The organism is Pseudomonas sp. 91RF, from assembly GCF_003576265.1.
Classification (GTDB): domain Bacteria; phylum Pseudomonadota; class Gammaproteobacteria; order Pseudomonadales; family Pseudomonadaceae; genus Aquipseudomonas; species Aquipseudomonas kribbensis.
Genome location: NZ_QWFC01000017.1, coordinates 85,808 through 110,065, shown reverse-complemented (window position 1 = coordinate 110,065; position 24,258 = coordinate 85,808). Strand labels below are relative to the sequence as shown.

At 60.2% G+C, this 24,258-nt stretch carries 18 protein-coding genes; 11 read left to right on the top strand and 7 right to left on the bottom strand.

Going from position 1 to position 24,258, the window contains the following annotated elements:
• Positions 1-67: 67 nt before the first annotated feature.
• Entirely contained in the window at positions 68-1,996 is a 1,929-nt protein-coding gene (locus DXT77_RS06215; protein ID WP_119427002.1) for a transglycosylase SLT domain-containing protein, read from the bottom strand.
• Positions 1,997-2,209: 213 nt separating this feature from the next.
• Between DXT77_RS06215 and DXT77_RS06205 the strand changes: the two genes are divergently transcribed.
• Positions 2,210-4,132, top strand: coding sequence for an ATP-binding cassette domain-containing protein (locus tag DXT77_RS06205; RefSeq protein WP_119427000.1), 1,923 nt, complete (start codon positions 2,210-2,212; stop codon positions 4,130-4,132).
• A gap of 75 nt (positions 4,133-4,207) precedes the next feature.
• Here DXT77_RS06205 and DXT77_RS06200 read toward each other — a convergent pair whose 3' ends face one another.
• The gene (locus DXT77_RS06200) at positions 4,208-4,645 is read right to left on the bottom strand and encodes a universal stress protein (RefSeq protein WP_119426999.1); all 438 of its coding nucleotides are present in this window, start codon (positions 4,643-4,645) and stop codon (positions 4,208-4,210) included.
• 103 nt (positions 4,646-4,748) lie between these two features.
• Here DXT77_RS06200 and DXT77_RS06195 point away from each other — a divergent pair, with 103 nt between their 5' ends.
• From DXT77_RS06195 to DXT77_RS06160, 7 genes are all read left to right on the top strand, one after another.
• The gene (locus DXT77_RS06195) at positions 4,749-5,186 is read left to right on the top strand and encodes a hypothetical protein (protein WP_119426998.1); all 438 of its coding nucleotides are present in this window, start codon (positions 4,749-4,751) and stop codon (positions 5,184-5,186) included.
• A gap of 540 nt (positions 5,187-5,726) precedes the next feature.
• Positions 5,727-7,874 carry a fatty acid oxidation complex subunit alpha FadB gene (gene fadB / locus DXT77_RS06185; protein WP_119426997.1) on the top strand — a complete coding sequence of 716 codons (2,148 nt, stop codon included), beginning with the start codon at positions 5,727-5,729 and terminating at the stop codon, positions 7,872-7,874.
• Positions 7,875-7,903: 29 nt separating this feature from the next.
• Complete coding sequence (fadA, locus tag DXT77_RS06180) at positions 7,904-9,079, top strand: acetyl-CoA C-acyltransferase FadA (RefSeq protein WP_007953060.1); 1,176 nt, start codon at positions 7,904-7,906, stop codon at positions 9,077-9,079.
• A 99-nt stretch (positions 9,080-9,178) separates the two neighbouring features.
• Positions 9,179-9,415, top strand: a complete 237-nt coding sequence (locus DXT77_RS06175) for a DUF1653 domain-containing protein (RefSeq protein ID WP_007953059.1) — start codon at positions 9,179-9,181, stop codon at positions 9,413-9,415.
• Between the two features lie 114 nt (positions 9,416-9,529).
• Positions 9,530-12,160 carry a type I DNA topoisomerase gene (topA, locus tag DXT77_RS06170; protein ID WP_119426996.1) on the top strand — a complete coding sequence of 877 codons (2,631 nt, stop codon included), beginning with the start codon at positions 9,530-9,532 and terminating at the stop codon, positions 12,158-12,160.
• Positions 12,161-12,330: 170 nt separating this feature from the next.
• Positions 12,331-12,855: a DUF6586 family protein gene (locus DXT77_RS06165; protein ID WP_119426995.1), complete on the top strand. Its 525-nt coding sequence runs from the start codon at positions 12,331-12,333 to the stop codon at positions 12,853-12,855.
• A 106-nt stretch (positions 12,856-12,961) separates the two neighbouring features.
• On the top strand, positions 12,962-13,195 hold the full coding sequence (locus DXT77_RS06160; RefSeq protein WP_119427030.1) for a hypothetical protein: 234 nt from the start codon (positions 12,962-12,964) through the stop codon (positions 13,193-13,195).
• A gap of 79 nt (positions 13,196-13,274) precedes the next feature.
• Here DXT77_RS06160 and sulA read toward each other — a convergent pair whose 3' ends face one another.
• Positions 13,275-13,748, bottom strand: a complete 474-nt coding sequence (gene sulA, locus DXT77_RS06155) for an SOS-induced cell division inhibitor SulA (protein WP_085713139.1) — start codon at positions 13,746-13,748, stop codon at positions 13,275-13,277.
• A 10-nt stretch (positions 13,749-13,758) separates the two neighbouring features.
• Positions 13,759-14,367, bottom strand: coding sequence for a transcriptional repressor LexA (gene lexA, locus DXT77_RS06150; RefSeq protein WP_085713140.1), 609 nt, complete (start codon positions 14,365-14,367; stop codon positions 13,759-13,761).
• A gap of 230 nt (positions 14,368-14,597) precedes the next feature.
• On the opposite strand from lexA, the gene DXT77_RS06145 reads away from it, so the two are divergent.
• The 3 genes from DXT77_RS06145 (at position 14,598) to DXT77_RS06135 (ending at position 17,224) form a co-directional block, all read left to right on the top strand.
• Positions 14,598-15,305 (top strand): TetR/AcrR family transcriptional regulator, encoded by a 708-nt coding sequence (locus tag DXT77_RS06145; RefSeq protein WP_119426994.1) that lies wholly within the window; start codon positions 14,598-14,600, stop codon positions 15,303-15,305.
• 170 nt (positions 15,306-15,475) lie between these two features.
• On the top strand, positions 15,476-16,474 hold the full coding sequence (nagZ, locus tag DXT77_RS06140) for a beta-N-acetylhexosaminidase (protein WP_178083447.1): 999 nt from the start codon (positions 15,476-15,478) through the stop codon (positions 16,472-16,474).
• Between the two features lie 12 nt (positions 16,475-16,486).
• Complete coding sequence (locus tag DXT77_RS06135) at positions 16,487-17,224, top strand: S-methyl-5'-thioinosine phosphorylase (RefSeq protein ID WP_007953033.1); 738 nt, start codon at positions 16,487-16,489, stop codon at positions 17,222-17,224.
• Between the two features lie 114 nt (positions 17,225-17,338).
• Here DXT77_RS06135 and DXT77_RS06130 read toward each other — a convergent pair whose 3' ends face one another.
• Genes DXT77_RS06130 through mfd form a run of 3 tightly spaced genes read right to left on the bottom strand, consistent with a single transcriptional unit; the run spans position 17,339 to position 24,067 of the window.
• On the bottom strand, positions 17,339-20,029 hold the full coding sequence (locus tag DXT77_RS06130) for a DEAD/DEAH box helicase (RefSeq protein ID WP_119426992.1): 2,691 nt from the start codon (positions 20,027-20,029) through the stop codon (positions 17,339-17,341).
• An 11-nt stretch (positions 20,030-20,040) separates the two neighbouring features.
• On the bottom strand, positions 20,041-20,607 hold the full coding sequence (locus DXT77_RS06125; protein ID WP_085713145.1) for a CsiV family protein: 567 nt from the start codon (positions 20,605-20,607) through the stop codon (positions 20,041-20,043).
• Positions 20,608-20,617: 10 nt separating this feature from the next.
• Complete coding sequence (mfd, locus tag DXT77_RS06120; RefSeq protein ID WP_119426991.1) at positions 20,618-24,067, bottom strand: transcription-repair coupling factor; 3,450 nt, start codon at positions 24,065-24,067, stop codon at positions 20,618-20,620.
• Between the last annotated feature and the right edge of the window lie 191 nt (positions 24,068-24,258).

The following is a 24,258-nucleotide window of genomic DNA, read 5'->3' as shown; positions in this document are numbered from 1 at the left end:
AAAATGCCCGCATCTTTCGATGCGGGCATTTTTGTTTACGCCGATATATCAGCAAAACGCTGCACGATCACTGATCGTCAAAATACCGCTCATGCCAGTCCACCAGCGGTTGCGGCGAGTTGAGTTTCTGGCCGTAGATCACCGAGTAAGACAGCACGTTCTGCACGTACTGGCGGGTCTCGTCGAACGGGATGCTTTCGACCCACACGTCAAAGCTCAGGTGGTCGGCACCGCGCAGCCACTGGCGCACGCGGCCAGGGCCGGCGTTGTAGGCGGCGGAGGCGAGCACGCGGTTGCCGTTGAACTGGCTGTGCACCTGGCTCAGGTAGGCGGCGCCGAGCTGGATGTTCTTGTCCGGATCGAGCACCTGCTGCGGCGAGGCCAGCGGAATGCTGAACTTGCGCGCGGTTTCCTTGGCGGTGCCGGGCATCAGTTGCATCAGGCCGCTGGCGCCGACGCCGGATCGGGCGTCGTCCATGAAGGCGCTTTCCTGACGGGTGATGGCGAACACCCAGCTCGAGTGCAGGCCACGGACCTTGGCTTCACGCACGAGGGTGTCGCGGTGCGCCATCGGGAAGCGGATGTCCAGGTCATCCCAGTATTGCGCCTGGCTGATGGTGCGGATTGCCGGGAAATACCATTTCAGGTCGTAGGCCAGTTTGGCCTGGGCGACCATCTCGTCGCGGTTGAAGTGTCGGCTGACGTGATACCACTCGCGGCGCCCGTCGACGATCTGCCCACGGGCGTGGAATTCCAGTGCGCGGCGAACGCCGGGGGTGTTGCGCACCTTGTTGATGGTGGCCTGGCTGAGTACCAGCGGTTTGTTGACCAGCGAATAGGGCAGTTGTGAGCGATCTGCAGCCAGGAAACCGTAGAAATCCCGCTCCCGTGCGAGGCTCTTGTACAGCGTCTGTGCTTCAGGGTTCTGCGGTTGCGCCAGTTCCAGGCTGCGGGCCTGCCAGTAACGCCAGCGGTTGGTGGTGGCCAGATCCTGCGGCAGGCGGCGGGTCAACTGATAGGCGTCGTCCCAGCGCGCCAGGCGCAGCAGCAGGCGCAGGCGCCATTCGGACACGGTGTTGTCGCGCAGTTCCGGGTCATATTTGGTCATCACATCCAGCGCGCGGCTGTCGAAGCGACGGGCCAGGGTCAGGCCGATTTCCCGGGCGATGGCGACTTTTTCATCTCGCGAGAAATGCATGCTGCTGGCGTATCCGTCGAGCAGATCCATGGCCTTATCCGGGTCCTGACGGGCCAGGCGGCGCAGGCCGAGGCTGACGATGTCCGACATCGGTTCGTCGGCCGGGGTGAAGCGCGATGGCTGGTTGAGCAGTTCAGGTTTCTGCGCCACATCCACCAACAGACGCCCGCGTGGGGACAGGGTGGTCAGGCCGTTGACCAGGCTGTTGGCCAGTGGATAGTTACGCGCCTGGGCGGCGAGCTTGGTGCGCTCCCAGCGTTTTTGCTCGGTCAACTGGCCATCGGCGGCCCAGATCCCGAACAGCGCGTCACACGCGGCGGGTTGCGATTTGCCGGTCAGCCACAGTTTGTCGGCGTTGGCGTAACCCTCGGCCTTGTGGCCGCTGCTGATCTGGTACTGCGCGTTCAGGCAGTCCAGTTCGGTGAAGTTGAGTTTCGGGTCGTAATACTTGACGAAGGTCGTCCAGTCTCCACGGTCGGCGAGCCAGCGCAACCAGCGCAGCTTCATCCAGTTGGCCTGGGGCAGGTCACCGTGTTCGGCGAGGAATTTTTCGATTTCCGCGTTGCTGGCGGTCTTCAGGCGGGCGGTCAGCTCGTCGTAGGCCAGGTACGGCTCCAGCGGATAATCGGCGAGGGCCTGGCTGTAACGAAAATACGGGCCGGTATCGCCCTTGGCCAGGGCGCGCTTGGCCTCATCGTAATACTGGCGCTGGGTGGACAGGTCCACCGCCTGGGCGGATTGAGCAGCAGCGGCGGTGAGTAGCAAACAGGACAAAACACTGAGAAGGCGACTGCGCATGAGACATCCGGGCAGAGAAATCATGACAAGTGCCAGCTTGGGCGGCACTGAATTGTCTGTAGCTTAGCCTTTTGCCAGCAGACGGCGAAAGCTTTGCGGGCCTTGCGGCACAAGTTCGCAACAAATGTTGTGCAGAGTACGTCACCGGCGAAATTGCCGGCCTGTTCGGCCCTCGATTCAGGTAGAATGCGCGCCCGGTTTTTGGAGAAGCTCATGACCCTGCTCAAATTCAGCGATGTGTCCCTTGCATTCGGCGCGATGCCGTTGTTGGACAAGGTGTCCTGGCAGATCGCCCGTGGTGAGCGGGTGTGCATCATCGGCCGCAACGGCACTGGCAAATCCAGCATGATGAAACTGGTCAAGGGCGACCAGAAGCCTGACGACGGCGCCGTGTGGCGTGCCCCCGGTCTGAAAATCGGTGAATTGCCACAGGAACTGCCGGTGGCCGACGAGCGGACCGTTTTCGACGTGGTGGCCGAAGGCCTCGACGGTGTGGGCGCGTTACTTGCCGAATACCATCATCTGAGCCAGAACATCGTCACCGACGCTGATCTGGAAAAGCTGATGCACGTCCAGCACGATCTCGAAGCCCGTGACGGCTGGCGCTTGCAGACCCTGGTCGACAGCACCCTGAGTCGCCTGCAACTGCCGGCCGACAAGACCCTCGCCGAGTTGTCCGGCGGCTGGCGTCGTCGCGTGCTGCTGGCCCAGGCGCTGGTGTCCGAGCCGGATCTGCTGCTGCTCGACGAACCGACCAACCACCTGGACATCGGTGCGATTGCCTGGCTCGAAGAAGCGCTGAAGGATTTCCAGGGCGCCGTGCTGTTCATCACGCACGACCGTTCCTTCCTGCAGAACCTGGCCACCCGCATCCTCGAACTGGATCGCGGCGGCCTGATCGACTGGAACGGCGACTACGCCAGTTTCCTGGTCCACAAAGAAGCCGAACTGGCCGCTGAAGAAACCGCTAACGCGCTGTTCGACAAGCGTCTGGCTCAGGAAGAAGTGTGGATTCGTCAGGGGATCAAGGCCCGTCGCACCCGTAACGAAGGCCGCGTGCGTGCGCTGAAGGCCCTGCGTGTCGAGCGCAGCGAGCGTCGTGAGCGCACCGGCAAGGCCAACATCCAGCTGGAAACAGCGGAGAAGTCCGGCAAGCAGGTGATGGTGCTCGATAACGTGAGTTTCGCGCACCCGGGCGGTCCGTTCCTGATCCGCGATTTCTCAATGGTGTTGCAGCGCGGCGATCGTATCGGCCTGCTCGGCGCCAACGGCACCGGCAAGACCACCCTGCTGAAACTGATGCTCAGCGGTCTGCAACCGACCAGCGGCAAGGTGGAAGAGGGCACCAAAATTGACGTGGCCTACTTCGACCAGTTGCGCCATCAGCTGGATCTGGAAAAGACGGTGGTCGACAACGTCGCCGAAGGTCGCGATTTCATCGATATCAATGGCCAGAGCCGTCACGTGCTGAGCTATCTCGGCGACTTCCTGTTCAGCCCGCAGCGTGCCCGCACGCCGGTGAAAGCGTTGTCCGGTGGCGAGCGCGCACGTCTGCTGCTGGCCAAACTGTTCAGCAAACCAGCAAACCTGCTGGTGCTCGACGAACCGACCAACGACCTCGATGTGGAAACACTCGAGCTGCTCGAGGAAGTGCTGCTGACCTTCAACGGCACCGTGCTGATGGTCAGCCACGACCGGGCATTCCTCGATAACGTGGTTACCAGCACCCTGGTCTTCGAAGGTGAAGGCAAGGTTCGCGAGTACGTCGGCGGTTATCAGGACTGGATCCGTCAGGGCGGTTCGCCGCGTCTGCTGGGCGTGACCGAAAGCAAATCCGGCAAGGCCGACCTGAATTCGGCGGTGGTCACTGCCGAACCGGCTCCGGTTGCCGCGCCGGTCGCTGCGGCCCCGGCTGCGAAGAAGAAGCTGAGCTACAAGCTTCAGCGCGAGCTGGAAGCGTTGCCGGGCGACATCGACGCCAAAGAGCAGCAGATTGCTGCGGTCGAGGCTGAAATGGCTGAAGCCGGTTTCTACCAGCGTCCGCCGGCCGAGACGGCCAAGGTGATTGCAATGCTTGAGCAGTTGCAGGCTGAGCTGGATGCGCTGGTGGAGCGTTGGGCCGAGCTGGATGCCTGATTGTTTCCAGGCATGAAAAAGCCCGGCGTCCAGTGATGGACGCCGGGCTTTTTAGCTTTTCACAAGTGCCTGGGATCAGCGTTTGACCAAGTGCACCGCCAGCACATCGCAAGGTGCGCCGTGCAGGACATCGTTGGCGGTCGAACCCAGCAACAGCGCCAGACCATGCCGGCCATGGCTGCCGACCACGATCAGGTCGCATTCCTGTTCCTTGGCGAAGTGGTGGATTTCCTGGCGTGGCTGGCCGTAGGTCAGGTGGCAGTTGGAGCCTTCCAGTTCGGTGTATTTGTGCTTCAGGCGCTCAAGGCGTTCCTTGGCTTGATCGAACTGCTGTTGTTGCAGTTGTGACAGATCCATCGGCACGTCACCCCCGAAGGCCATGGCCATCGGTTCGACGATATGCACCAGCGACAGCTTGGCGCCATTACTCACCGACAGCTCTCGGGCGCGGTGGATCACAGGGTCGCACTCTTCGGTCAGATCTACGGCGACCAGGATATGGTGGTAGGGCATGAGGTGCTCCTCGTGAGGGATCAATATTGTTAAGTATGGCTGGTTTCAAGCGCATTGGTTCCAAAGTGACGCAATGGGCTCATTCAAAATCGGGAGTAGAGATATGACGGTCTGGCTGGTGGTGTCAATCCTGCTGGTGGTGTTGAGCCCCCTGGCATGGCTGCGCCCGTCCCGTGCACAGAGTGGCCGGATAGCCTTGCGGGCTGAGGCCCGGCGCATCGGGCTGGCCATGCAGCTGGCGCCGCAGGAGTGGCCGCACTGGCTGAGCCAGGAGCCGCCAAACCCGTGCGCGCAATACCATCGGCCACGGCGCGGCAAGCAGCCGGCGTGCTGGACGTACTGGCAAAAATCCCCGGGCGTGTGGGTCAATCAGTGGCAGGAAGTCTGTGAAGATCCGCTTCTGCTGAATCATTTCGAAAAATTGCCGGGCAACGTTTTCAAGGTTGAAGCCGACAAGCAGATGATCGCGCTCTATTGGGGCGAGAAGGGTGACGCTTCGGTTCTGCTGGACATTGATGCCACGCTGAAAGCACTGGCATGACTCACGGACGTTTCGCGCTGCAACGGTGCGAAACGTCCGGCAGACGAGCAATAAAAAGCCCGACATGATTCATCGGGCGGGGTTGGCCAGGCAGGCCGGAAATTATTTTGGGCGTTGAGCCGGAGTGATCCGGTCAGCAAAAGTGCGCCTGTTTTCCTTCGTAGTCCAGCCAGCGTAGCCTGTTAAACAAGGCTTGCGGTGAATTAGGGCGACTTTTCTAACTATTAATCTTATGAATGCCCTGACATGCAAGCATGCGTGGACGGGCTGCGTCTTACAGAAATGACCGCAAAGTCGCATTTCAACCCGTATTTAGGGCGATTGACAATTGTCGGAAATTCCGTGAAGGTGGCGTACCCAAATCAAACGGGCGTATGAATTGAGCGTTTGTATTGCAGACTGCTCCTACAGAATCCCGACTATCGCGTTGGCGGGTGTGCCGGGTGGATTGGTGTCAGCATTGACGAAAAAGCGTCCTGCCGAGCCATTCGCCTGCGTCCGACGTGTACTGTTCAGCTTCCATATCGTGGAGATCAGTTGATGATTTACGAAGGTAAAGCCATCACGGTTAAAGCTCTTGAAAGTGGCATCGTCGAATTGAAATTCGACCTCAAGGGTGAGTCCGTCAACAAGTTCAACCGTCTTACCCTGAACGAACTGCGTCAGGCCGTAGACAACATCAAGGCAGATGCTTCGATCAAGGGCGTGATCGTCAGCAGTGGCAAGGACGTGTTCATCGTCGGCGCCGACATCACCGAATTTGTCGACAACTTCAAGCTGCCGGATGCCGAGCTGGTTGCTGGCAATCTCGAAGCCAACAAGATCTTCAGCGATTTCGAAGACCTCAACGTTCCGACCGTTGCCGCGATCAACGGCATCGCCCTGGGTGGCGGTCTGGAAATGTGCCTGGCAGCGGACTACCGCGTCATGTCCACCAAGGCCAAGATCGGTCTGCCGGAAGTCAAGCTGGGCATCTACCCGGGCTTCGGCGGTACCGTGCGTCTGCCGCGCCTGATCGGTGCCGACAACGCCATCGAGTGGATTGCCGCCGGCAAGGAAAACCGTCCTGAAGACGCGCTGAAAGTCGGCGCCGTCGATGCCGTGGTTGCCCCTGAAAAGCTGCAGGATGCCGCCCTTGAGCTGATCAAGCGCGCCGTCTCCGGCGAGTTCGACTACAAGGCCAAGCGTCAGCCAAAGCTGGAAAAGCTCAAGCTGAACGCCATTGAACAAATGATGGCTTTCGAAACCGCCAAAGGTTTTGTGGCTGGCCAGGCGGGTCCTAACTACCCGGCTCCGGTCGAAGCGATCAAGACCATCCAGAAAGCCGCGAACTTCGGTCGTGACAAGGCGCTGGAAGTCGAAGCTGCAGGTTTCGTGAAACTGGCCAAGACCTCTGCCGCGCAGAGCTTGATCGGTCTGTTCCTGAACGATCAGGAACTGAAGAAAAAGGCCAAGGCCTACGACGAAATCGCCAAGGACGTGAAGCAGGCTGCCGTACTGGGCGCCGGCATCATGGGTGGCGGTATCGCCTATCAGTCGGCCTCCAAAGGCACTCCGATCCTGATGAAGGACATCAACGAGCACGGCATCGAGCAAGGTCTGGCGGAAGCCGCCAAGCTGCTGGTCGGCCGCGTTGATAAAGGCCGCATGACTGCCGCGAAGATGGCAGAAGTGCTCAACGGCATTCGTCCTACGCTGTCCTACGGCGATTTCGGTCACGTCGACCTGGTCGTTGAAGCCGTGGTCGAGAACCCGAAGGTCAAGCAAGCCGTTCTGGCGGAAGTCGAAGACAAGGTCAAAGAGGACACCATCCTCGCGTCCAACACCTCGACCATTTCCATCAGCCTGCTGGCCAAGGCCCTCAAGCGTCCGGAAAACTTCGTCGGCATGCACTTCTTCAACCCGGTGCACATGATGCCGCTGGTGGAAGTGATCCGTGGCGAGAAGTCCAGCGAGCTGGCGATTGCCACCACCGTTGCCTACGCCAAGAAAATGGGCAAGAACCCGATCGTGGTCAACGACTGCCCGGGCTTCCTGGTCAACCGTGTACTGTTCCCGTACTTCGGCGGTTTCGCCAAGCTGGTCAGTGCCGGTGTGGACTTCGTCCGTATCGACAAGATCATGGAAAAATTCGGCTGGCCGATGGGCCCGGCATACCTGATGGACGTGGTCGGCATCGACACCGGTCACCACGGTCGTGACGTGATGGCTGAAGGCTTCCCGGACCGCATGAAGGACGACCGTCGTTCGGCCATCGACGTGCTTTACGAAGCCAAGCGTCTGGGTCAGAAGAACGGCAAGGGCTTCTACGCCTACGAGGCCGACAAGAAAGGCAAGCAGAAGAAAGTCGCCGATCCGTCGGTACTGGAAGTGCTCAAGCCGATCGTCTACGAGCAGCGCGAAGTCACTGACGAAGACATCATCAACTGGATGATGATCCCGCTGTGCCTGGAAACCGTGCGTTGCCTGGAAGACGGCATCGTCGAAACCGCTGCCGAAGCCGACATGGGTCTGGTCTACGGTATTGGTTTCCCTCCATTCCGTGGCGGTGCGCTGCGCTACATCGATTCGATCGGTGTTGCCGAGTTCGTTGCCCTGGCCGACCAGTACGCTGATTTGGGCGCGCTGTATCACCCGACCGCGAAGCTGCGCGAAATGGCCAAGAACGGCCAGAGCTTCTTCGGTTAAGCGCCCCCAACTAGAGTGAGAGTGAACTTATGAGCTTGAATCCTAGAGACGTCGTGATTGTCGACTTCGGTCGTACTCCGATGGGCCGCTCCAAGGGCGGCATGCACCGCAACACCCGCGCCGAAGACATGTCGGCGCACCTGATCAGCAAACTGCTGGAACGCAACACCAAGGTCGATCCTGCAGAAGTGGAGGATGTGATCTGGGGCTGTGTGAACCAGACTCTGGAGCAGGGCTGGAACATCGCGCGCATGGCGTCGCTGATGACCCAGATCCCGCACACTTCGGCCGGCCAGACCGTCAGCCGTCTGTGCGGCTCGTCGATGAGCGCGCTGCACACCGCTGCACAAGCGATCATGACCGGCAACGGTGACGTATTCGTGGTTGGCGGCGTCGAGCATATGGGCCACGTGAGCATGATGCACGGTGTCGATCCGAACCCGCACATGTCCCTGTACGCGGCGAAAGCCTCGGGCATGATGGGCCTGACCGCTGAAATGCTGGGCAAAATGCACGGCATCACTCGCGAACAGCAGGACGCCTTTGGCGTGCGTTCCCACCAGTTGGCCCACAAGGCGACTGTGGAAGGCAAGTTCAAGGACGAAATCATCCCGATGCAGGGCTATGACGAGAACGGTTTCCTGAAAACCTTCGACTACGACGAAACCATTCGTCCGGAAACCACCCTGGAAAGCCTGGCGGCTCTGAAGCCGGCGTTCAATCCAAAGGGCGGCACCGTGACTGCCGGTACTTCGTCGCAGATCACCGATGGTGCTTCGTGCATGATCGTGATGTCGGCGCAGCGTGCACAGGACCTGGGCATTCAGCCGCTGGCCGTGATTCGTTCGATGGCGGTGGCAGGTGTGGATCCGGCGATCATGGGCTATGGTCCGGTACCGGCGACTCAGAAAGCACTGAAACGTGCCGGCCTGGGTATCAACGATATCGACTTCTTCGAGCTCAACGAAGCGTTCGCCGCACAGGCCCTGCCAGTGCTGAAAGACCTGAAAGTGCTCGACAAGATGAATGAGAAGGTTAACCTGCACGGCGGCGCGATCGCCCTGGGTCACCCGTTCGGTTGCTCCGGTGCCCGTATTTCCGGCACCTTGCTGAACGTGATGAAGCAGAATGGCGGCACCTTCGGGGTGGCCACCATGTGCATTGGCCTCGGCCAAGGCATCTCCACCGTCTTCGAACGCGTTTAAGCGTCTCGTCGATGGAAGCCGGGGCCAAGTGCCCCGGTTTTTGTTTTTGCGGATTTATTTTTGTTTTTATTTTGAAAAAATTTGAGTGAGGGCCGAAGCATGCCGATACAACCTGGGCTCTACCAACATTACAAAGGTCCGCAGTACCGCGTATTCAGTGTCGCGCGGCATTCCGAGACCGAAGAGGAAGTGGTCTTTTACCAAGCCCTGTATGGCGATTACGGCTTCTGGGTACGTCCCTTGAGCATGTTCCTGGAGTCCGTCGAGGTTGACGGGGAGCAGGTCCCACGCTTTGCTTTGGTGCAAGCCGAACCGAGCCTTTTTTCGAAGCCATGAGGCGAGTGCGCGCAAAACCCTGCGCTTGACCTCACCTTGTAGCCACTATATATAGCGGTGCCGCGTCAGGCGCCAACCGCCTTTCACTTCTAGAATTCAGGAATTTTCTGATCCATGGGCAAATCGCTGGTCATTGTGGAATCCCCGGCTAAGGCCAAGACCATCAACAAGTATCTGGGCAACCAATACGTGGTGAAGTCGAGTATCGGCCATATCCGAGACCTGCCCACCAGCGGTTCGGCTAGCGCCAGCAAGGAGCCAGCCGCCAAGCGTGGCAAGGCAGCTGCGGGCGAAGCGCCAGCGCTGTCGCCGAAAGAGAAGGCGCGCAAGCAGCTGGTCTCGCGCATGGGTGTCGATCCGGATCATGGCTGGAAGGCCAAGTACGAGATCCTCCCGGGCAAGGAAAAAGTCATCGAAGAGCTGCGCCGGCTCGCCAAGGATGCTGACACCATCTATCTCGCAACCGACTTGGATCGCGAGGGGGAAGCCATTGCCTGGCACCTGCGCGAAGCCATCGGTGGTGACGACAGCCGCTACAAGCGTGTTGTGTTCAACGAAATCACCAAGAAAGCGATTCAGGAAGCCTTCTCGGAGCCGGGCGAGCTCGATATCGATCGAGTGAACGCGCAGCAGGCCCGTCGTTTCCTCGACCGCGTCGTCGGTTATATGGTCTCGCCGTTGCTGTGGGCGAAGATTGCTCGCGGTCTATCCGCCGGCCGTGTGCAATCGGTGGCCGTGAAGCTGGTGGTGGAGCGTGAACGTGAAATTCGTGCGTTCATCCCGGAAGAGTACTGGGAAGTGCATGCCGACCTCGGCACTGCAAAAGGCTCGACCGTGCGTTTCGAAGTGGCTCGTGAGAAGGGTGAAGCTTTCAAGCCGCTCAACGAAGCGCAGGCCATGGCGGCGCTGGAGAAGCTGAAGTCCTCCAGCTACAGCATCGTCAAACGTGAAGACAAACCGACCAGCAGCAAGCCGTCGGCACCGTTCATCACCTCCACGCTGCAACAGGCTGCGAGCAACCGCCTGGGCTTCGGCGTGAAGAAAACCATGATGATGGCCCAGCGTCTGTACGAAGCCGGCTACATCACTTATATGCGTACCGACTCGACCAACCTCTCGGCGGATGCCGTGACGATGGCGCGTACCTACATCGAAGACGAGTTCGGCAAGAAGTATCTGCCGGAAACGCCGAACGTCTACAGCAGCAAGGAAGGCGCACAAGAGGCTCACGAAGCGATTCGTCCTTCCGACGCCAACACCACGCCAAGCAAGCTCGCTGGCATGGAGCGTGACGCTGAGCGCCTCTACGAGCTGATCTGGCGCCAGTTCCTGGCTTGCCAGATGCTGCCGGCGCAATATCTCTCGACGACCGTCAGCGTGGCCGCTGGCGACTTCGAGCTGCGTGCCAAGGGCCGTATCCTGAAGTTCGACGGCTACACCCGCGTTCTGCCGCAAATCACCAAGCCTGGCGATGACGACGTCCTGCCGGACATGGCGCAGGGCGACGTGATGAAGCTGATCAAGCTCGACCCGACCCAGCATTTCACCAAACCACCGGCCCGTTACTCGGAAGCCAGCCTGGTGAAGGAAATGGAAAAGCGCGGCATTGGCCGTCCTTCGACCTACGCGGCGATCATTTCGACCATTCAGGATCGCGGCTACGTGACCCTGCACAACCGTCGTTTCTATTCGGAAAAGATGGGCGACATCGTCACTGAGCGTCTGTCCGAGAGCTTCTCTAACCTCATGGACTACGGCTTCACCGCCGGCATGGAAGAGAACCTCGATGACGTGGCTCAGGGCGAACGCGACTGGAAAAACGTGCTGGACGAGTTCTACGGTGACTTCAAGAAAAAACTTGAAGTTGCCGAGAACCCGGAAGCCGGCATGCGTGCCAACCAGCCGGTGATGACCGATATTCCGTGCACGACTTGCGGTCGTCCGATGCAGATTCGTACTGCATCGACCGGCGTGTTCCTCGGTTGCTCGGGCTACAGCCTGCCGCCGAAAGAGCGCTGCAAGGCCACGGTCAACCTGGTGCCAGGCGATGAAATTGCTGCGGACGACGAGGGCGAATCGGAGTCCCTGGTGCTGCGTGGCAAGCATCGCTGCCCGATCTGCAGCACCGCGATGGACGCCTACCTGCTCGACGAAAAGCGCAAGCTGCACATCTGCGGTAACAACCCGGATTGCGCCGGCTACGAAATCGAAGAAGGCAGCTACCGCATCAAGGGCTATGAAGGTCCGAGCCTGGAATGCGACAAGTGCGGTAGCGAGATGCAGCTCAAGACCGGCCGTTTCGGCAAGTTCTTTGGTTGCACCAATCCGACCTGCAAGAACACCCGCAAGCTGCTGAAAAGCGGTGACGCGGCACCGCCGAAGATGGATCCGGTGAAGATGCCTGAGCTGAAATGCGAAAAGGTCAACGACACCTATATCCTGCGCGACGGTGCTTCAGGCCTGTTCCTGGCGGCCAGCCAGTTCCCGAAAAACCGCGAGACCCGTGCTCCGCTGGTGATCGAGATTCTGCCGCACAAGGACGAGATCGATCCGAAGTATCACTTCCTGTGCGAAGCGCCGCAGAAGGATCCAGATGGTCTGCCGGCAGTGATCCGCTACAGTCGCAAGACCAAGGAGCAATACGTCCAGACCGAAGTCGACGGCAAACCGACTGGTTGGAAAGCGTTCTTCGACGGTGGCAAGTGGACAGTTGAGGACAAGCGTCCGGCGAAAGCCAAGGCTTGAGCAAGCGCTGATCCGTGGCTGCCCTGACCGGGTGGCTTCAACACAAAGGCCGCATGACAACCTTCTGGTTTTCATGCGGCCTTTTTGTTTAAAGCTTGCGGTCGGATCGGCTGATCCATGACACTGTCCGACCTGTATGAAGAAATTATTTCGCTGCGGAGAGTGCCGATATGGCCCACGAGCTCTATACCCGTACCAATCAGAAGATCTATTTCGCGGGTCTGTCGCTGGAAGCGCTGGCCAGGGCTGAAGAGGGACGGGCGATGAATTCGCTTGCGTTGATTCAGGCCGGGCGCGAATCGGCACTGTTTCATCTCTACGGTGCATTGCTGGGGTTGTGTCACGAAATCGCCGGGTTTTACCGTCTGCCACAGGCTAACGCGCCCCGGGCGGAAACGCTGTTGACCCGCGAAGTGCTTGAGTCGATTGCGATTCCGGAGTTGGCCGAGATGGTCGAGTTGGCGGGTAATCCTGAAACCTGGCTGGCTAAATTGCTGGCCGCACATTCGGCGCTGTTTCAGCCGCCACGGGTGCCGCACAAGCCAAAAGGCGATGTGACCCAGCCGCTGATTCAGGCGGTCAATCTGGATGAAGAGCATGCCTCGGAAGAGCTCAGTCGTGAAGAGCTGGAGAGCTGGCGGCAGAATCTGAAGAGTCTGGCGATCCGTTTCCGTGAAGGCCTGAACGAGTGCTGATGGTTTCTTGACTGGCGGCGACGAGATGCATGCTGCTGGTCAAGATCCCGAGCGAATCCCGAATGATGTCTATATAATCCCTGCCTTTCGTGGAGAACAGACCTATATGCCAACGTCCTTTCTAGAAATTGTCGAGCTACCAGACGGCCGAATCGAACTGCGCAGGGCCGAGGACGAGGGTTCTCTGGTGACTCTGGATTTCTCCGAGGATGCCAAGGCATTTCTGCAGGGCCAGCACGTTGAAATTGCCAAGGCGATGCTCAGCGTTGGTGTGCAGATGGCTGGTCGAATGGTTGAAGGCGAGTTTGATAAGGAAGAGGGGGCGCGGGTTCTTCATTGAGTACCGCCCGTCGATAATCGCCCCGGTTCGGCTTCTCTGTCCTTTGAGAAGCCCCGCGCTTCAGATAGCGCGCACGTAGTCAGCCCAGTCGAATATTCAGGCTTTGAGCGTCCCCGGTGCGGGCGGCGCTGATCAGTTGTTGGCGTGAGCCTGAGTTGAGCGGGTTCAACCATGTCACCACGGTGTGACTGCGTCCCAGGCGCAGGGCTTCGCAAGCCAGTTGCTGAGCGCTTTGCGTGCCACGCGGTTGCAACAGCAGGATGCGTTCGCGATTCAGTCCGGCATCCCGCAGCCAGGCCTGGGTCAGGCTCGCGGGTGGCGCAATCAGTGTCAGCCAGCGTGCATCCTGATCCTCACTCAATTCCCGAAGTATGGGGGCCAGCAGGTTCAGGCAGTTCCCGGCCGCACCGCGCAGCGACAGTTCACTGAACGCTTCGGGTTCGACATTCCATGGGCGTTCGGCTACATCCTTGAGGATGGGGGCCAATGGTTGCGCCAGAAAGGCCTCGAACAACGGCAGTTGTGTTTGCTGAGGTACGTGTGGGAACTGCATAAAGCCTCCTTTAGCGGCGGATTACGCCGACACTCAAGCCTTCGATCACCAGTTCCTGATCTTTCAGGTCGACTTCGATAGGGGCGAACTCAGGGTTCTCGGCGATCAACCAGACTTTGCTGCCATCGCGCTTGAAGCGTTTGACGGTCACTTCGTCGCCGATCCGCGCAACGACGATCTGGCCGTTACGTGCTTCCCGGGTCGTGTGAACTGCCAGCAGGTCACCGTCGAAAATCCCGATGTCCTTCATGCTCATCCCGTGGACGCGCAGCAAGTAGTCGGCGCGAGGATGGAAAAAGGCCGGGTTGATGTTGCAGGACTCTTCGATGTGCTGTTGGGCGAGAATCGGTGCGCCGGCAGCGACTCGGCCGATAATCGGCAGGGTGGATTCGTCGACCTTGGCTTCAAAGCCGGGGATTCGAATGCCGCGAGAGGCGCCGGGAGTCATTTCGATCGCGCCTTTGCGAGCGAGCGCCTTGAGATGCTCTTCGGCCGCGTTGGGCGATTTGAAACCCAGTTCCTGAGCGATTTCCGCACGGGTCGGCGGGTAGCCGTTGTCTTCGAGGCAGCGTTTGATAAAGGCCAGAATCTCGGCTTGGCGTGGCGTCAGCTTAAGCATATTGATCGCTCTGTCTTTTTATACAGTGACTGGGATTATATACAGTGAAGCGGTCTTGGCAATGATCGTTTTTTGCCAGGCCGCCGGACGGTCAGTGACGGCGTGGATTAATGTGGCGTCCTTGTTGTGGTTAAATATCTGACCGACCATTCCCAAAACGAACCGGCAGGCTTGACAAGGCACAGGCTGAAACGTATGTTTCAAACAAGTGTTTGTCAGGCGGAGTAGCCATGGCCCAGTCGGAAACCGTTGAACGCATTCTTGATGCTGCAGAACAGCTGTTCGCGGAAAAAGGTTTCGCCGAAACCTCATTGCGTCTGATCACCAGCAAGGCCGGGGTCAACCTCGCAGCGGTGAACTATCACTTCGGTTCGAAGAAGGCGCTGATCCAGGCGGTTTTCTCGCGCTTCCTCGGTCCGTTCTGCATCAGCCTTGATAAAGAGCTGGAGCGCCGCCAGGCCAAGCCAGAGAACAAGCCTTCACTTGAGGAGCTGCTGGAAATCCTCGTCGAACAGGCGTTGGTCGTCCAGCCACGCAGCGGCAACGATCTGTCGATTTTCATGCGCTTGCTCGGTCTTGCATTCAGCCAGAGCCAGGGCCACTTGCGTCGTTACCTGGAAGACATGTACGGCAAGGTTTTTCGCCGCTACATGCTGCTGGTAAACGAAGCCGCCCCGCGCATTCCTCCTATCGAACTATTCTGGCGCGTGCACTTCATGCTCGGCGCTGCGGCATTCAGCATGTCGGGTATCAAGGCCCTGCGCGCGATTGCCGAGACCGATTTCGGCGTCAACACCTCCATCGAGCAGGTGATGCGTCTGATGGTGCCGTTCCTGGCCGCCGGCATGCGTGCCGAAACCGGTGTCACCGATACTGCAATGGCCAGCGCGCAGTTGCGACCGCGCAGCAAATCGGCACCGGCGCCTGCCAAGGTTTAACTGTCCATGGGTGGGCGTGGCAGCGGACATCCGCTAAGCTAGCCGCCCATGCCGACTCTCGTTCTGAACCCGTTTCTCATTGAAATCACCGACCTGCCGGGCAATGCCGCTGGTGGTGGTTTCGTGGCTGACGGGTTTTTCGTTTTCAAGGAATCTCTATGACTGCTGGCCTGCAAGGCTCGTTGATGGTGGACGTCGCCGGTACCTGGCTGACGGCCGAAGATCGCCAATTGTTGCGTCAGCCCGAAGTGGGCGGCCTGATCATTTTTGCCCGTAACATCGAGCACCCGCGTCAGGTGCGCGAGCTGAGCGCGGCGATCCGTGCCATTCGACCGGACCTGCTGCTGGCGGTGGACCAGGAAGGCGGTCGCGTCCAGCGCCTGCGTCAGGGCTTTGTGCGTCTGCCGGCCATGCGTGCAATCGCCGATAACCCGAATGCCGAGTATCTGGCCGAGCAGTGTGGCTGGATCATGGCAACAGAAGTGCTGGCTGTCGGGCTCGATCTGAGCTTTGCCCCCGTGCTGGACCTGGATTACCAGCGCAGCGCCGTGGTTGGTACTCGTTCATTCGAGGGCGATCCAGAGCGTGCGGCACTGCTCGCCGGAGCCTTCATCAAAGGCATGAACAGCGCCGGCATGGCGGCTACCGGCAAGCATTTCCCCGGCCACGGCTGGGCGGAAGCCGACTCCCACGTCGCAATCCCCAGCGACGAGCGTAGCCTCGAAGAGATCCGCGCCAACGACCTCGTACCGTTCGCCAGGCTGAGCAAGCAATTGGCCGCCGTCATGCCGGCTCACGTGATTTATCCGCAAGTCGACGGACAGCCCGCCGGTTTCTCCCGGCGCTGGTTGCAGGACATCCTGCGCGGTGAGTTGCAGTTCGACGGCGTGATCTTCAGCGATGACCTGTCGATGGCCGGCGCGCATGTAGTGGGCGACGCCGCCAGTCGTATCGAAGCTGCACTCAGCGCCGGTTGCGACATGGGTCTGGTCTGCAACGACCGTGCTGCCGCCGAGTTGGCCCTGAGCGCCGCGCAACGCATGAAGGTCAAGCCGTCGCCGCGCATCGCACGCATGCGCGGTCAGGCGTTCGCCAACACCGAATACCGTCAGGATCCGCGCTGGCTGACCGCTGTCGGCGCCCTCAAAGACGCTCAACTGATCGATTAAGGATTTTTCGCTATGACGGTTTACGCAATTATCGGCGGCACCGGCCTTACCCAGCTGGAAGGCCTGAGCATTCGTCAGTCGCTGGCGGTGGATACGCCTTATGGTGCGCCATCGGCTGAAGTCCAGATTGGTGAATACGCCGGCAAGGAAGTGCTCTTCCTCGCTCGCCACGGCCACCCGCATCGCTTTCCGCCGCACAAGGTCAACTATCGCGCCAACCTGTGGGCGTTGAAGCAGGCCGGGGCCGAGGCAATCATCGCGGTCAACGCAGTGGGTGGGATTCATCCTGCAATGGGCACCGGACATTTCTGCGTACCGCATCAGATCGTCGACTACACCAGCGGTCGCGAACATACCTATTTCGCCGATGATCTGGAGCATGTCACACACATCGACTTCAGCTTTCCCTACAGCGAGCCGCTGCGTCAGCAACTGATTGCTGCGCTGGCCGCTGAAGGCTGCGAATACAGCGACCAAGGCGTTTACGCCTGCACCCAGGGCCCGCGACTGGAAACCGTGGCGGAAATCGTGCGTCTGGAGCGTGATGGCTGCGACATCGTCGGCATGACCGGCATGCCGGAAGCGGCACTGGCTCGCGAGCTGGATCTGGATTACGCCTGCCTGTCGCTGGTGGTGAACCCGGCGGCGGGCAAGACCACTGAAGTGATCACCATGGCCGAGATCGAGCAGGCGCTGCATGACGGGATGGGCAAGGTGAAATCGACGTTGGCGCGGGTGCTGAAGGGCTGAGTCTGGCTCGAAATAGAGTCGAGCCATTCGCGGGCAAGCCCGCTCCCACAGGTTAAGCGCTATCTCTGTGGGAGCGGGCTTGCCCGCGAATCGATCTGGTAAACGACAAAGATTTCAGCGCTTGTCGAACTTGTCCGGCAACGGCGCAAACAGCGCCTCGATATCATCACTCTGCAACTTCCAGTCCCCGGCCTTGCGCCCATCCAGCACGCCGGCCGCCAGGTCGGATTTTTCTCGCTGCAGAAGCTGAATTTTCTCTTCGACCGTACCCCGGACAATCATCTTGTAGACGAATACCGGCTTCTCCTGGCCAATGCGATACGCACGGTCGGTGGCCTGGTTTTCGGTCGCCGGGTTCCACCACGGATCGTAGTGAATCACGGTGTCCGCTTCCGTCAGGTTCAGGCCAACACCACCAGCCTTCAGGCTGATGAGAAAGATCTGACGCTTGCCGCTCTGGAATTCCTTCACCGGTGTGCGCCGATCCCGGGTTTGGCCGGTCAGCAATGCATAGGGGACATTGCGCTTTTTCAGCTCGTCCTCGATCAATGACAGCATCGAAGTGAACTGCGAGAACAACAGAATCCGCCGTCCTTCCTCAAACAACTCCTCGAGCATTTCCATCAGGCTGTCGAGCTTGCCCGAGGTGCTGCCGCGAGCGGGCAGGGTGGCGTCGTTGACCAGGCGCAAATCGCAGCAGACCTGACGCAACTTGAGCAGCGCTTCAAGAATGATGATCTGGCTGCGCGCCACGCCTTTGCGGGTGATCTCGTCGCGCACCTTCTTGTCCATGGCCAGACGCATGGTTTCGTACACGTCGCGCTGGGCTTCGTTGAGCTCGACCCAGTGGATGATCTCGGTCTTCGGCGGCAATTCGGTCGCGACCTGCTCCTTTGTACGACGCAGCAGGAAGGGTTTGATCCGACCGTTGAGGTGTTGAAGTCTGACTTCGCTGGCGCGCTTTTCGATCGGTACGCGGTAATCGGCATTGAAGCTTTTGACGTCGCCGAGCCAGCCGGGCAGCAGGAAGTGAAACAGCGACCACAGCTCGCCAAGGTGATTTTCCAGCGGCGTACCGCTCAGGCACAGGCGCTGGCGGGCGTTCAGTTCGCGGGCAGCCTGAGCGGCCTTGCTGTTCGGATTCTTGATGTATTGCGCCTCGTCCAGCACCAATACATGCAGCGGTTGCTGGGCGAGACGTTCGACATCCTTTGGCAGCAGCGCATAGGTCGTGAGGATCAGGTCGTAATCGGCCAGATGCTCGAAATGCTTTTTGCGGCTGGCGCCGTACAGGGCCACCACTTTGAGCTGTGGTGTGAAGTGCGCCGCTTCGTCCAGCCAGTTGGGGATCAGGCTGGTGGGCATCACCACCATGCAGGGTCGATCCAGGCGCCCGGCGTTTTTCTCGCTGAGAATGTGCGCCAGGGTCTGTAGGGTTTTGCCCAGGCCCATGTCGTCCGCGAGAATCCCGCCAACCTCAAGTTGCCGCAGTGACTGCATCCAGCTCAAGCCTTCGAGCTGATAAGGGCGCAGTGTCGCGTTCAGCCCTTGTGGCGCTTCGGCGCTGTAGTCGCGGATATCGCGCAGGCGTTGGGCGAAACTGCGGATCTGCTCCCCGCCTTCCCAAAGCAGAGGAATGCCTTCCAGCGAGTTCAGGCGTGTGGCGTCGGCCTTGCTCAAGCGCAGGGTGGTTTCGCCCGGCTCTTGCAGATAGAACTCGCCCAGCGTCGCCAGCACCGGTTTCAACCGGCCAAGGGGCAGGGCGACTTGCAACGGCCCGTGCTCGCTGTTGCGCTGCGGGATGTTCACCAGAATCAGCTCATCGTCCCGTCGCCGGGCGAGGCGTTCGGGGTTGAGGATTTCTGTGTGCGAGCGCATCAGGTTCAGCAGGATCGGCAGCAGGCTCAGGCGTTCGCCATTGACGATGATGCCCAGTTCCAGATCGAACCAGTCCCGCTCTGGCGTCTGTTCGACGGTGGCGTACCAGTCGTCCACGGCTGTCAGGTCGAAACCGAATTCATCGTCGACCAGCAATTCCCAGCCTTGGGTGCGCAGCTTCGGCAGATCGTTAAGGGTGAACGTCAGCCAGGCGCTGTCGTTGACCATCTCGTAGAGTTCGCCGGCGCTTTCCGGCAGGGCCTTGCTTTGCCGGGTGGCGATGCGAAAGCCGAGAATCCGCAGTTGCTCGCGGTAGCTTTGCTCGACGTCCGGCTGGCGTTTGACTCGCAGCGTCTGGGCTTCCTGGCGAATCAGGATGTCGCTGTTTTTCTGGCCGCTGACGTATTCGTCGAGGTAGCTGAAAGACAGCGCCGCACGATGCTGGATGTAACGCTGCATCTTGCCGTTGCGCGGCTCGAAAGCGCTGAACTCGACGCTGGCCAGCCACAGGCGCGGCACTGGTTGCACATTGTCCACCAGCACTTGCGGCGGCGCTTTCGGGCTGCGGTTTTCCAGGACTGCCTGGAGTTTCTCCAGCAGTTCGGCGTCTTTGGCGGCGGCCGGGTATTCGAGGGTTTCCTGCACCTGCAGCAAGACCGCCGCGCAGTGTTTGCAGTTGCTGTGGACCGGGCAGGTGCACGTGGCGTCGACCATCAGCAACGTGCCTTTAGCTGACTCGCGCAGATGAATCGTCTGACGATAAATGTTGCCGCCAGAGCCTTCGCAACTGGCGGTAATGGTCGCATCGCCGACCTGCACGATCCGCACCCGGTTTTCCAGAGCATAGCGGCGGCCACGCTCCAGGCTTTGTTCCTTGAACCGGCTGACCCAGGAGGAGGCCAGCGGTTTACTCAGAGGCGGGGACATAAGGACTTCAATCAGTCCGGAACGACTTCAGGCGCTTCCCGAGGCGCAGGCGCCGTCAGTGAAGTGATCTTGATCAGCAGGGCGAGGTGGCCGTTGTCCAGGTAGTTGAGCTGGCCGTTCTTGGTGTGGCTTTCCTGCTTCAGGCGTTCGCTGGCGGTGACCATGCCGTTGGCGTCGATCTGGTTGACCCAGAAATCGGCGTTCACGTCGGTGAAGCGCCCGAGCTTCATTTCGATCGTGCCCTCGACGGGGAACTGTCCGAACTGCTCCTGACCATCGCTGACCGCGACCTTCGCCGGCGTCTCGCCGAGTGTCTGCTGCCAGGCCTTGTGCATCAGCACGCTGTATTCGCCGCTGGCGGTGAGTTTGTTGGCGACGTCGTTCAGCGCTGTGGTGCGCTTGCTGTCATCGCCCAGGCGCTGGGCACCGGCGGCCCAGTCTTCCGGCGCGGCGCGGCTGACGATGGCTGGCACGGCGTTCTGGCGTACCAGAATCATTTCGACCTGATACAGGTCATCGGCAAATGCCGAAGGGGCGACCAGCGTCAACAACAAGGTCAGTGAGCGAAACAGGCGCATGCGGCGTCCTTCAAACAGTTTTCGGGATGAGGCGCTCGAACAGCGCCTCTACAGTATTAAAGCGCTCTTCCGGGCGCTCCATCGGCACCTGGAACTTGAACATCGTGGCGCCTTCGAATTTGTAGCGTTTTGGCTGACTCTGGATCAGTTTGATCAGGGTCATCGGATCGACCGGCGTCTGCGCCGCGAACTCGATGCGTCCGCCTTGCGGGCCGCCATCGACTTTCTTGATGCCCAGCTGCTCGGCCTGCAATTTCAGCGCCGTGATGCGCACCAGATTCTTGGTCGGTTCCGGCAGCAGGCCGAAGCGGTCGATCATCTCCACTTGCAGATCTTTCAGGCCTTCCTCGTCGGTGGCCGAAGCGATGCGTTTGTAGAGGATCAGGCGTGCATGCACGTCCGGCAGATAATCTTCCGGAATCAGTGCCGGCACCCGCAGGTTGACTTCCGGGCCGCCGCCAAGCGGTTGATCGAGGTTCGGTTGTTCGCCCTTGCGGATCGATTTCACCGCGCGCTCGAGCATTTCCATGTACAGCGTGAAGCCGACCGCCTGAATCTGCCCGCTCTGACCGTCGCCCAGCAGTTCGCCGGCGCCACGGATTTCCAGGTCGTTGGTGGCCAGCACGAAGCCCGCGCCCAGATCCTGAGTATTGGCAATCGCCTCCAGGCGTTTTTCCGCATCGCCGGTGATCTGCTGGCGTGGCGGGGTCAGCAGGTAGGCGTAGGCCTGGTGGTGACTGCGACCAACACGGCCGCGCAACTGGTGCAATTGCGCCAGGCCGAACTTGTCGGCGCGCTCGATGATGATGGTGTTGGCGCTCGGCACGTCGATGCCGGTCTCGATGATGGTCGAGGCGATCAGCACGTTGAAGCGCTTGTGGTAGAAGTCGCTCATCACCTGTTCGAGTTCGCGTTCGCGCATCTGCCCGTGGCCGATGCCGATTCGCGCTTCCGGCACCAGCTCGGCCAGTTCGGCGGCGCATTTCTCGATGGTCTTCACGTCGTTGTGCAGGTAGTAAACCTGACCGCCACGCAGTAGCTCACGCAGCAAGGCCTCTTTGACCGTGCTCTTGTTCTGTTCCATGACGAAGGTGCGCACCGACAGGCGTCGCGCCGGCGGCGTGGCGATGATCGACAGGTCGCGCATGCCGGACACCGCCATGTTCAGCGTGCGCGGAATCGGCGTGGCGGTCAGCGTCAGAATGTCGACTTCGCTGCGCAGCGCCTTGAGCTGTTCCTTCTGACGGACACCGAAACGGTGCTCTTCGTCGATGATCACCAGTCCGAGGTTTTTGATCTTGACGTCGTCCTGCAGCAGCTTGTGGGTGCCGATGACGATGTCGATGTTGCCTTCGGCCAGTTCGGCCACCGCAGCGTTCACTTCCTTGGCTGACTTGAAGCGGCTCATTACTTCCACGGTCACCGGCCAGTCGGCGAAGCGGTCGCGGAAGCTGTTGTAGTGCTGCTGGGCGAGCAGGGTGGTCGGTACCAGGATCGCCACTTGCTTGCCGCCATGCACCGCGATGAACGCGGCACGCATGGCCACTTCGGTCTTGCCGAAACCCACGTCACCGCAGACCAATCGGTCCATCGGCTTCGGCGCGAGCATGTCTTCGCGCACGGCTTCGATGGTGGATTGCTGGTCCGGGGTTTCCTCGAACGGGAAGCCAGCGCTGAAGGTCGCGTAATCGGCTTTCGGATCGGCAAACGCATAACCTTCACGGGCGGCGCGGCGGGCATAGATGTCGAGTAGCTCGGCAGCCACGTCGCGCACCTGTTCGGCAGCCTTGCGCTTGGCTTTCTGCCAGGTCTCGGAGCCGAGGCGGTGCAGCGGGGCCAGTGCGTCGTCGCTGCCGGTGTAGCGGGCGATCAGGTGCAGGTTGGCCACGGGTACGTACAGCTTGGCGTTCTCGGCGTATTCGAGGGTCAGGAATTCGGCAGCCTGACTGTCGATTTCCAGAATCGTCAGGCCGAGATAACGGCCGACACCGTGGTCGATGTGCACCACCGGCGCGCCTTCGCGCAGCTCGGTGAGGTTCTTGATCACCGCATCGTTGTTGGCGTCGGCGCGTTTTTCGCGACGGCGACGCTGCATCACGCGCTGGCCGAACAGCGGACTTTCCGCAACCAGTGCCAGCGCCGGGTCATCCAGCATCAGGCCTTCGTCGAGCGGAGCGATGGTGATCGCCAGGCGATCCTTGCTTGCAACGAAGTCCGGCCAGCTGTCGACGGTTTTCGGTCGCAGCTTCAGACGGTCCAGCAGTTCCAGCAGCACTTCGCGTCGCCCTGCGGATTCGGCGGTGAACAGCACGCGTCCGGGGAACTCGTCGAGGAATGCCGAGAGCGCGGCCAGTGGTTGCGTGGCCTTGGCTTCGATCGCCAGATTCGGCAAGGCCTGCGCCGGGAAGCGCTCGCGGCCGACGCCGGTTTCCACGTCCTGCTGGCTGGCAACGACGCGCGGCCAGTTCTTCAGGCGGGCGAAGCAGTCTTCCACCGGCAGGAACAGTTCGGCGGGCGGCAATAAAGGACGCGATGGATCGACGCGGCGTTCTTCATAACGATTGCGCACGTCGTTCCAAAAGTTTTCCGCCGCTTGCTCGATGCCCGGCAGCGAGAACACCTGAGTGTCCTGGGGCAGGTAATCGAACAGGGTCGAGGTTTCTTCGAAGAACAGCGGCAGGTAGTACTCGATGCCGGCCGGCGTGATACCGCTGCTCAGATCCTGAAAGATCGGGCAGCGGCGGAAGTCGACATCAAAACGCTCGCGAAAACGCGCCTTGAAGCGGGTGACCGCTTCTTTCTGCAGCGGGAACTCCTTGGCCGGCAGCAGCTTGACCGAATCGACCTTGTCGATGGAGCGCTGGTTTTCCGGGTCGAAGGTGCGCAGGGTTTCGATTTCGTCGTCGAACAGGTCGATGCGATACGGCAGTTTGCTGCCCATCGGGAACAGGTCGATCAGTGCACCGCGTACGGTGAACTCGCCATGTTCGTAAACCGTATCGACGTAGCGATAGCCGCTGGCTTCAAGCCGCGAGCGCATTTGCTCGACGTCGAGTTTCTGCCCGACATCCAGCACCAGGCTGCTGCCGAGCAGGAACTTGGTCGGCGCCAGGCGATGCAGAGCGGTAGTGATCGGCACCACCAGCACGCCATGTTCCAGCTCCGGCAGTCTATAAAGGCTGGCGATGCGCTGGGAGATGATGTCCTGGTGCGGCGAAAACAGGTCGTAGGGCAGGGTTTCCCAGTCCGGGAAATGCAGCACCGGCAAATCCGGGGCGAAGAAACTCAGCTCCTGCTCCAGCCGTTCGGCACTCTGGCTGTCGGCGGTCAGCAGTAACGTGAAGCGCTTGGCAGCGCTGGCAGCCTCGGCAATCGCCAGGCTCAGGGCGGCACCGGGGAGGTTGCCCCAGTGCTGTTTACCTGCCGCGGCAGGGAGAAGCGGTAGACGCAGAACAGGCACGGAAGGTTGAGCTCCAGGCGTTGCGACAAAGTCGGTAATTGTAGCGGCGTCCGGTGCCGCCTGTCAGTTGCAGACTGCGTCTATCTGCACGGTTTCGGCGAAATGTAGTGGTAACCATAAAAACCAGCACTTTTTTGACGATTATGTAGTGCCGAAAGTGGGTGGTGTTACGGAGGGTTACAGACATCGTC